Annotated in this window: 10 protein-coding genes and 1 pseudogene; 3 read left to right on the top strand and 8 right to left on the bottom strand. The window is 68.6% G+C overall.

Annotated elements, in window-relative coordinates; all coding sequences use genetic code 11:
- A pseudogene (locus H5J31_RS38670) lies at positions 1–198 on the bottom strand (hypothetical protein); the annotation flags it as partial.
- A 388-nt stretch (positions 199–586) separates the two neighbouring features.
- On the opposite strand from H5J31_RS38670, the gene H5J31_RS38665 reads away from it, so the two are divergent.
- Positions 587–1,282 (top strand): LppU/SCO3897 family protein, encoded by a 696-nt coding sequence (locus tag H5J31_RS38665; RefSeq protein ID WP_181777617.1) that lies wholly within the window; start codon positions 587–589, stop codon positions 1,280–1,282.
- A gap of 71 nt (positions 1,283–1,353) precedes the next feature.
- Here H5J31_RS38665 and H5J31_RS38660 read toward each other — a convergent pair whose 3' ends face one another.
- Together H5J31_RS38660 and H5J31_RS38655 are read right to left on the bottom strand one after the other, a co-directional pair.
- Positions 1,354–1,938, bottom strand: a complete 585-nt coding sequence (locus H5J31_RS38660; RefSeq protein ID WP_181777616.1) for a TetR/AcrR family transcriptional regulator — start codon at positions 1,936–1,938, stop codon at positions 1,354–1,356.
- A gap of 267 nt (positions 1,939–2,205) precedes the next feature.
- Positions 2,206–2,442, bottom strand: a complete 237-nt coding sequence (locus H5J31_RS38655; protein WP_181777615.1) for a hypothetical protein — start codon at positions 2,440–2,442, stop codon at positions 2,206–2,208.
- A gap of 201 nt (positions 2,443–2,643) precedes the next feature.
- On the opposite strand from H5J31_RS38655, the gene H5J31_RS38650 reads away from it, so the two are divergent.
- Entirely contained in the window at positions 2,644–2,949 is a 306-nt protein-coding gene (locus tag H5J31_RS38650; RefSeq protein WP_236005651.1) for a hypothetical protein, read from the top strand.
- Here the strand turns inward: H5J31_RS38650 and H5J31_RS38645 are convergent.
- Positions 2,916–4,262, bottom strand: a complete 1,347-nt coding sequence (locus H5J31_RS38645; RefSeq protein WP_181777614.1) for a hypothetical protein — start codon at positions 4,260–4,262, stop codon at positions 2,916–2,918. The two genes, H5J31_RS38650 and H5J31_RS38645, sit on opposite strands and share 34 nt — an antisense overlap.
- 195 nt (positions 4,263–4,457) lie before the next feature.
- Between H5J31_RS38645 and H5J31_RS38640 the strand changes: the two genes are divergently transcribed.
- On the top strand, positions 4,458–5,171 hold the full coding sequence (locus H5J31_RS38640; protein ID WP_181777613.1) for an SRPBCC family protein: 714 nt from the start codon (positions 4,458–4,460) through the stop codon (positions 5,169–5,171).
- Positions 5,172–5,174: 3 nt separating this feature from the next.
- Here the strand turns inward: H5J31_RS38640 and H5J31_RS38635 are convergent, their stop codons facing one another.
- The 4 genes from H5J31_RS38635 to H5J31_RS38620 form a co-directional block, all read right to left on the bottom strand.
- Positions 5,175–5,939: a hypothetical protein gene (locus H5J31_RS38635; RefSeq protein ID WP_181777612.1), complete on the bottom strand. Its 765-nt coding sequence runs from the start codon at positions 5,937–5,939 to the stop codon at positions 5,175–5,177.
- 238 nt (positions 5,940–6,177) lie between these two features.
- Positions 6,178–7,740, bottom strand: a complete 1,563-nt coding sequence (gene purH, locus H5J31_RS38630) for a bifunctional phosphoribosylaminoimidazolecarboxamide formyltransferase/IMP cyclohydrolase (protein WP_181777611.1) — start codon at positions 7,738–7,740, stop codon at positions 6,178–6,180.
- Positions 7,737–8,354 carry a phosphoribosylglycinamide formyltransferase gene (gene purN, locus H5J31_RS38625; protein ID WP_181777610.1) on the bottom strand — a complete coding sequence of 206 codons (618 nt, stop codon included), beginning with the start codon at positions 8,352–8,354 and terminating at the stop codon, positions 7,737–7,739. Before purN ends, purH begins: the two co-directional genes overlap by 4 nt.
- A gap of 75 nt (positions 8,355–8,429) precedes the next feature.
- Positions 8,430–9,300: cell division protein PerM (locus H5J31_RS38620; RefSeq protein ID WP_236005650.1), on the bottom strand; the 871-nt coding region annotated here is incomplete at its 5' end.

Raw genomic sequence — 9,300 nt, 5'->3', positions numbered from 1 at the left:
CAGCAGGGTGAGCATCAGTGACGTGGACCCCAGCACCGAAACGGTGCTCCCGCGCCGGAGCCCCGCGGCGGGCAGCAGACCGGACAACGCCGGGGACACCGGGAGCACCCTTCCCGTCGTCCTCGCGTGTTCGGCCGCGGAAGCCACGCCACTGGCCGTGCTCACTCCTGGCAGAGCCGCCAGCCTCGCCAACGGCAAGGCCCGCGTCTCGACCACCTCCGCTGTCACCGGACCTCGCCTCCCCATCACACCTAGACCGTCCTTTATGGACGGTTCTGGGCATGCCACGGGGAAGGCGGCACCTCGAACAGGTGTTCGATGGCTCCAGTAGACCGGATGCCGCCGGGGCTGTCAAGCGCCGATGTGCCCCTGAGCCGGCTGTCACAGGTGATCCGGGCCGACGTCCGCGTGCCCGGCTTTCGCCGTATCCCTTTGCATCACAGCGGTTTCACGAGCGCCGCGCGGCCGACCCCCTTGACCGCGGGTCATCGAAACGTCATGTCGCACTGCCACTCTGGGTGCGCGTCCGGATGTCATCGGCGGACGTCGGCACGATCGGCGGCGGGTCGTCGCAGAGGGGGACACCATGGCGGACGGGCAGGATGACGCCGGAGCGAAGAAGGCGCTGCTGTGGATCAGCATCCTCACGGGGGCCATCTCGCTTCTCGCGTTTCTCGGCGTCAAGAGCTGGGCCGACCTGGAAGACAGGATCGACGGCGGACCGGGCGGCGCGACGGCGACGTCCACCACTTCCCCCCGGCAGGACTACACCGTCGAGCAGTCGACGCCGTCTCCCCGTGCCGCCCCAACGGTGGATCCCACCCACGAGGCATTCAAGAAGGTCTCGCCCGGCGATTGCCTGAACGCCTTCGCGGACCCGTATCAGATCCTCGAATGGAGCCAGGACGTGCCCTCCGTCGTCGACTGCGACCGCACGGATGCCTACATGCGGGTGACCAGGGTGGCGAGCAGTGCGGAGACCTGCCGGTCCAACGCCTTGAACGCGGAGACGTGGTGGAGCCACATCAGTGGAGGCGAAGCGATCTACCTCTGCCTGGAGCGTCAGCTTCGCGTGGGCGAATGTGTCCTCGGCAAGGCGGACAATGGCGGCATCTCCATCACCGGACACGGCATGACAACCTCATGGGGATGCGGAAAGGGCGTCGTTCCCAAGATCTTCACCTACATTCTCCAGATCACCGCCCTCACCAACGGCGCCTGCCCCACTGGTTCCTACTCGTGGGACTTCCGGGGTGGCAAGCTTTGTGCCCGCGTCGCTTGAAGTGTCGTCTTCGGCCGGTTTCATGAGCGATTCGGGTCACCAGGCGAGAGTGCGTCCTCGAATTCGCACGCTCACCGGCCGTGGGACCTCGGCAGGCTTCGTCGCACGAGTTCGTCGATGATCTTCTCGATGCCGTGCGGCTCCAGCAGCCCGGGGACCGTCAGGTCGTCCACGATCACACCCAGCATGGCGGTGTAGAGAAGCAGCACGGTGTCGCGGTCACCAGGGAGACCGGCGTCCAGATGCCAGGCGATGTTGGCGTCGAGCGTCGCGGCGAAGGTGCGGGTGAGGTCTTCCTGCAACTCCGGGCGACGGGTGGCCTCCAGCCGCAGTTCGAGCATGGCGAGATGACTGCTGCGGTCGGCACGCATCCTCTCCAGGAGCTGCCGCAGCAGGATGGCGGTCAGCTCGGGGGCGGGCTCGGCCTTCATGGTCTCGGCCAGCGCGGCCGGATCCGGGGTGAGGCGCTCGTGGGTGCGCTCCATGATCTGACGGAGCAACTCGGCGCGGTTGGCGAAGTAGTTGGTGGCCGTGCCGACGGGGACGTCGGCCTCTTTGTCGACCGCGCGCAAGGTCAGCCCTCGCGACCCCTCCTTGGCGAGCACCTCGATGGCGGCGTCGAGCAAAGCGTTACGGCGCGCGGTGTTCTGACGCATCTCGATCTCCCGGAGCAAGGCAATTGACGCCACTGCAAGTGCAGTACTACGTTGAAACCACTGCAACCACAGTACATCAGTGCGTCTTCGGCTGAAAGACATCCGCTTTGCGCAAGCTCACGTATTACATCGGCGTCACCCTCGACGACTTCATCGCCGGGCCCGGTGGCGAGTTCCGTACCCACACCTGAAAACGTACGTGTTCTCGGAAACCCTGGCCGCCACGGACGAACGCGTCACCGTGGTATCGAAGTACGAAAAGGCGGGCTAGCGATCCTCCGTGGCTCCCTGACGGGTGTGCGCCCAGCCGCCGAGAGCCAGTCCCACGAGCGCGACGAACCCCAGCAGGATCACCTGCCCGGTGAAACCGCCCGGAGCCCAGGCGACGGCACCCCACAGCATCTCGGAGTCGCGGTTGAAGAAGCCGCGGATCACCGCTTGGGCGCAGAGGCCCATGATCACCAGCCCGACCACCTCGAGTGCCTTGTAACCGCCCCTGCCCATCGCGTTCCCCTTAATCCGGCTGTTTCGATACCGGACGAGTCTCTCCGCGCGACGTCGTCGGCACATCGGTCCGGCGACCCGAAACGGCTTCGACCGAGGGTGGTGGCAGGGGTACGACTTCGGTAGGGGCACGGCGCCGATTTCTGTCATTCTGGACGCCACGCCTTCGGAAGCCTTGCGCCGCGCATTCTGGCGGACTGGATGGAGAAGCAGCATCCGGAGGTGACCTTCGACCGTGAGGCGAGCCTGTCCGGCCCCGCCTCCGCTCACGAGCAAGCCGGATACGACCTCCTTCTGTCCCAAGGAATCGACGCGAAGTGGGCGCGATTCGCGCGGACGCTCGACCGCTTGATCGTCGCGAGTGGACAGTCGCCATGGGAGATCTTCATGGCGCTGGACGACGTACTCGACCGGATAGCGGCCGAGCCGACGGGAGGCTCGCCTTTCAAGCGCGCCACCCCGTCGACGGTTGATCAGGACACGCGGGGCAGCGGAGCGGGCCGGTAGGCCTTGAAGGCGGGCGCGGTGGTGCCCGGCTCGTCGTGCAGCCAGTCGAAGAGGAAGCGGAACTCCGGGCCGAACCGGTTCGCCTCCGCGTTCAGGCGCTCCGGCGACGTCGACGGCCAGCGGCCGGTTTCGACGCGGTCCCGCAGCACACGCAACGCCGTCAGCTCCTCGGCCGCGGTGTGCTGGCAGTGGCCGCCGCGGTTCACGAAGAGCTGCCGGATCCGGGCGGGATCGACACGGTCGCCGTAGGTTCGCTCATGCCCGGGCGCGACGCCGTCACCGATCGGGTGCAGCGTGACGACCGGCTGCCGGCCGCGTCCGGTCGGCGTCCCGGTGCGGGTGAGCCACCGGGCGGCGGCGTTGTCGGGCTTCACCCGGGGCGCGGCGGCGAGTGCGGCCAGATCCGCGCCGAGGTCCAGGCTCGCGTCGCGGTACGCCTGCTTGACGAGGTCGCGTTCACTCGACCTCGTGAGGAGGCCGCGGTAGTCCACTCCGAGATTCCCGGTCGGGTTCCCGCCGGCCTGCGTCTCCAGATCGGCCCGCAGGCCGCCCCAGACGAGCTCGTCGTAGACCGCCTGGACGAACTTCGTCTGCTGGCGGATCTGCTCGGCGACGTCGATGGGGCGGGGATGGTGCGCCGTCGACCAGCCGGGGATGTCGGCGAACGCGTTGGCGAGCGAGAGCCGTGCCCGTCCATCGGGTGATTCCAGCGCCTTCGCGATCACCTGGTGCGCTTTCGCCAGGTTCGCCCCCGGGTCGGCGATGCGGACGATCTCGAGTTCGGGTGCCAGCAGCGTCCGGACGGCGAAGCCGAGGTCCAGCAGCTGGCCGAACAACGCGGAGCCGCCCGCGACGGGTCCGCACAGCGCCAGCGCGCCGTCGATCCGGTGCGGGAGACGCTCGGACAGCAGCACCGCGTTGAGCCCACCGCCGGAGGCACCCCAGGTGAGCACCTGTCTCGGGCGGCCGACGGTGCGGTCGAACCAGGACAGCAGGGCGGTCTGGTCGTGGACGGCTTCCCGGGCCGAGAACCCGTGCGGCTTGCTGTAGAGCGACGCCGCCAGCGCGTAACCCTCGCCCAGGAGCACGGGTTTGGCTTCCGCCCGGTTGGCGAGCTCGATCTGCTCGGGGACGTAACCCTGCGGATAGATCCCGTGGTTGTACAGCAGGAGCTTGCCGTTCCAGTTCGACGGCACCTCGACCCGGTACTGGGCGCCGTCGATGACCCCGGTGTGGACGCGGACGTCTTCGGTGGGCATGGCGGGCGCGCCGGTGACGATCAGCGCGGCGGCCAGGATTCCTGTCAGTGTCATGCGGAAATGCTGGCAGCGCGGGGCTTCGCGGGAATCCGTCGAGACGCGGCTTCGCGCCTACGCCCCCGGACGTACGCCCCCTCGGCCAGATCGCGTTTAGCGGGCTAAACGCGATCTGAGATTGCCCGGCGCGATTTGTCGAAACCGGCCCTGGCCAGGCGTCGCGTCTATGAAGGCAACGAGAAAGGGACAGTCATGGCGAAGGAATCCGAGGTCCGCTTCGAGGGCTTCCTGCCCACCACACCCGCCGACACCTGGGCCGCGATCACCGCGGACACCGGCGGCTGGCTCTGGCCGATCCGGTACGAGCCGCGCGACGGCGGCGCCGAATGCGGCCTCACCCCGAACGGCGGCATGGTGACCGTCTGGAAGCCGTCACGCCGCTTCGTCACCTACGCCGAAGACGGGAAGGGCTGGTTCAACACCCTGGAGTACGTCCTCGAACCGAAGGACGGCGGCACGTACCTACGCTTCGAACACAACACCGTCCTCGAAGACTGGGACGTCGAATACGACGCCTGCGAGCAGCACACCGCGTTCTACTACCACTCGCTCGGCGAGTACCTGACGCATTTCAACGGCCGTCAGGCGCGATACTTCAAGGCCGACGCACCCGAAGCGTCGATAGCGCCGGAGGCGTTCGAAGCCGTGCTGAAGGCGGTCGGCGCGAAGGTCGCGGACGAGAAGGTGGACTTTGAGGTGCCGGGCGTCGGCACCGTGGAAGGCGTCGTCGACTACCTGACGTCGAACTTCCTCGGCGTCCGGACGGAGGACGCGCTCTACCGCTTCTACGGCCGGAACGTCTGGGGCTGGCCTGTCGGCCTCGCGCACCACCTGTTCGCCGAAGACGCCGATGCGGACAAGGCCGAGAAGGCGTGGACGGCCTGGCTGACCGACCTTTACACCTGACGCCTACTTGGGCAGGTTCTTCGCGAGCTCGGCCCCGACGGACTTCGCCGCTTCGGCCGATTCGGCGGGCGGGATCTGCGAGTTCGTGAAGAACCCTTTGTCCCATCCCTTGTAAGTCACGAGGACGACGTACACGCCCTGGGTGAACCGCAGCTCCGCGCCGCTGAAGGCACTTTCGGTGTCGAGGGAGACGAGAACCGCCTTCTGCCCGATCCCCTGCACCTGCTGCTGACGTTCGGAGGGCGCGGCCGACCCGACGGACGACTTCGCCGCCCGGTCCTCGGCGTCCGGTCCCTCGTGGCGGTAGACCATGACCTGCAGGGTGCGGTCGTGGACGTTGTCACCGTCCGGCGCCGCCCAGGAGCAGCCGTACTGCTTGGTGACGATGTCGCCCGCGACGATCTCGTTCTCGCGGACGCCCTGGAAACTGTTGGTGACCGTCTTGTTCAGGATCTCCGGGGAGACCTTGCACTCGTTGGGCGGCTGCTGGGAGACCGGCGGCTTGCCGACGGACGAGTAGTACTCCGACGCGAAGATGCCACCCGGGATGCCCAGGCCGAGCAGGACCACGCCGCCCACGACCAGGCCGACGATCAGCCCGGTCTTTTTCTTCTTGGGCGGCGGTCCATATCCGGGTGGCGGACCGTATCCGGGCGCGCCCTGGGGCGGGCCGTAGCCCGGCTGCTGTCCGTAGCCCGGCTGGCCTCCCGGCCCAGGTGGCGGGCCATAGCCCGGTCCCTGGCCGTACCCCTGCGGCGGCTGGTGCACCGATCCTCCCCTACCGATACTTGCGTACGCTCAGCATCGCGTTCAGCCCGCTAAAGGCGACACGCGGCCAGCATGGCACGACGGCCCTGGCGAGGCACCGGGAACGCCACCCCGGATCGCGATTAGCCCGCTAAACGCAGGTCCGCACCCACACACGCCAGATCGCGATTAGCCCGCTAAACGCAGGTCCGCGCCACCGGCACCGGATCGCGATTAGCGGGCTGAACGCAGGTCGGCGCTAGTGGGCGAAGTGGCGTGTGCCGGTGAGGTACAGGGTGACCCCGGCGGCCTCGGCGGCGGCGATGACCTCGGCGTCGCGGATCGAACCGCCCGGCTGGACGACGGCGCGGACGCCTGCCTCCAGCAGGACTTCGAGGCCGTCCGGGAACGGGAAGAAGGCGTCCGAAGCGGCAACGGCGCCCTTCGCCCGGTCCCCCGCCCGCGAGACCGCGAGACGCGAGGAGTCGACCCGGTTGACCTGGCCCATGCCGACACCGACGGTCGCGCCGTCGTTCGCCAGCAGGATCGCGTTCGACTTCACCGCGCGCAGCGAACGCCACGCGAACTCGAGGTCGGCCAGCGTCCGCTCGTCGGCGGCCGCGCCGGTCGCCAGGGTCCAGTTCGCCGGGTCGTCGCCCTCGGCGGCGATCGTGTCGACGGTCTGCACCAGCATGCCGCCGGAGATCGGCCGGAACTCGATCGGATCCGGCGCCGTGATCGCGGGCAGCTTCAGCAGCCGCACGTTCTTCTTGCGCTGCAGGATCTCCAGTGCCTCGGCGTCGAAGTCCGGCGCCAGGACGACCTCGGTGAACACCTCGGCGATCTGCTCGGCGGCCTCGCGGCTCACCGGCCGGTTGGTCGCGATCACCCCGCCGTAGGCCGAAACCGGGTCGCAGGCGTGTGCCTTCCGATGGGCGTCGGCGATGTCCTCGCCGACGGCGATCCCGCACGGGTTGGCGTGCTTGATGATCGCGACGGCCGGGGCTTCGAAGTCGTAGGCGGCGCGGCGAGCGGCGTCGGTGTCGACGTAGTTGTTGTACGACATCGCCTTGCCGTGCAGCTGTTCCGCGTGCGCGAGACCCGGCCGCCAGTGCTTGTACAGCGCGGCCTTCTGGTGCGGGTTCTCGCCGTAGCGCAGGACGTCGCCGCGCTCCCACGAAGCGCCGGTGAAGTCCGGGAAGCCGGAGTCGTCCGCGGGTGCGTAGACGTTCGCGAACCACGAGGCGACGGCGGTGTCGTAGGCCGCGGTGTGCGCGTAGGCCTGCGCGGCGAGCCGCTTGCGGTCGGCCAGTTCGAAACCGCCGGCGGCGACGCGCTCCAGGACCCACTCGTAGCGGGACGGGTCGACCACGACGGCGACGCTGCCGTGGTTCTTCGCCGCGGCACGCACCATCGCCGGGCCGCCGATGTCGATGTTCTCGACGCAGTCCTCGGGGCTCGCGCCCGACGCGACGGTCTGCGTGAACGGGTACAGGTTGACCACGAGCAGGTCGAACGGCGCGATGTCGAGCTGCTTGAGCTGCTCGACGTGCTCCGGGCGGTCGCGGTCGGCGAGCAGGCCCGCGTGCACGCGGGGGTGCAGTGTCTTGACCCGGCCGTCGAGGGACTCGGGGAACCCGGTGACCTCTTCGACCGGCGTCACCGGCACCCCGGCGTTCGCGATGACCTTCGCCGTGCCGCCGGTCGACACGATCTCGACACCCGCCGCGTGCAGCCCGGTGGCGAGTTCGAGCAGGCCGGCCTTGTCCGAGACGCCGATCAGCGCGCGCCGGACGGGACGCTGCCGGAGTGCAGTACTCACGAAAACCTCACCTTTCGTCCCTCGACCGCGCACCCGCTCCGGCCGAGTTTCTCGATCGTTTCCACCAGGAGCCTGCGTTCCACGGCCTTGATCCGCTCGTGCAGGACGTTCTCGTCGTCATCGGACTCCACAATCACCGGCTCCTGCGCGATGATCGGCCCGGTGTCGACTCCGGCGTCGACGAAATGGACCGTCGACCCGGTGATCTTGACGGCCATCGCCAGTGCGTCCGCCACGGCGTGCGCGCCGGGGAACGACGGCAGCAGGGCCGGATGCGTGTTGATCACGCGACCAGGGAACCGCGTGAGGAATTCGGGGCCGAGGATTTTCATGAACCCCGCCGAGACGACCAGGTCGGGCTGGTAGGCGGCGACGGCTTCGGTGATCGCCTTGTCCCACGCCGCGCGATCCGGATGGTCGGCCATCCGCACGGTGAACGACGGCACGTCGGCGCGTTCGGCCCGCGTGAGCGCCTCGATCCCGGTGCGGTCGGCTCCGACGGCGACCACCTTCGCCGGATAGTTCGGCTTTTCGACGGCGTCGAGCACGGCCTGGAGCAGCGTGCCGGAACCGGACGCTAGGACGACGAGCTTCACCGGAGTGGGCAGGTCCAACCGACTAGCCAGAACGCGCTCCTTGCCACGGCGGTACGCACTCGGCGTACGGCGCTTCACCTGGTCGCGACAACCCTAACGGTCGCCGTCGGGCGCGCTTTCGTCGCCAGACCCCTCGGTGGACTCGGTCACAGCGCCATCCTGCTCGGACGCGGTTTCCGGCTCGGATTCGGAGGGTGTCTCGTCGAGGTCCTCGCCCAGTTCGCGTGCGAGTTCCGCCTCGGCTTCCTCGTCGAATTCGCCGTCGAGTTCGGCGGCTTCGGTTTCCTCATCCGGTTCGTCCTCTTCGGACTCTTCCGGCTCGGCTTCTTCCGCGACGGCTTCGCTATCGTCCGTTTCCTCGGCGTCGTCGACGTATTCCTCAGGTTCGCCGGGCGCTTCCGGCGGAAGATGTGCTCCGGCGAAGAACGCGACGAATCCGCCGGGGATGACGATCCAGCAGAACGCGATCACCGACGCGACCCCGACCGGCACGCTGACCGGGTCGAACGGGCCGTCGCCGAGCCTGCCGCCCGCCACGGTCCCGAGGATGACGCAGCCGAACGCGACGAGCGCGCCCGCGACGGCGACCGCCCGCATCCGCAGCATCGGATCCTCGTCGATCCGGCGGATCTTCCAGCCGACCAGTGCGCCCACCAGCGTGGGCAGGAGCAGCAGCGCCGGCCACCAGACGGCGTGGTGCGACGGGATCCCCGCCAGCACCGGTACTCCCGGCACCTTGCCCTCGCTGTAGCCGAACATGCCCACGGTCAGCGACCCGACCGAGAAACCCGGCCCGGTGGTGAAGGACAGCGCGGCGACGACGGCGTTCGGCAGATACGCCACGGAAAGCACGAACATGCCGAAGCTCGCGCCGAAGCCGGATTCGAAAAGACTGTCCACTGTGGACCAGGACAGCGCGGTGGCCGCGGTGAACACGACGGCGCCGCAGGCGATCATCGCGGCG

This window comes from Amycolatopsis pittospori (assembly GCF_013870525.1).
Taxonomy (GTDB): Bacteria; Actinomycetota; Actinomycetes; order Mycobacteriales; family Pseudonocardiaceae; genus Amycolatopsis; species Amycolatopsis pittospori.
Note: the sequence above shows the minus strand (reverse complement) of the source record. Positions and strands in the feature narration are given on the sequence as shown.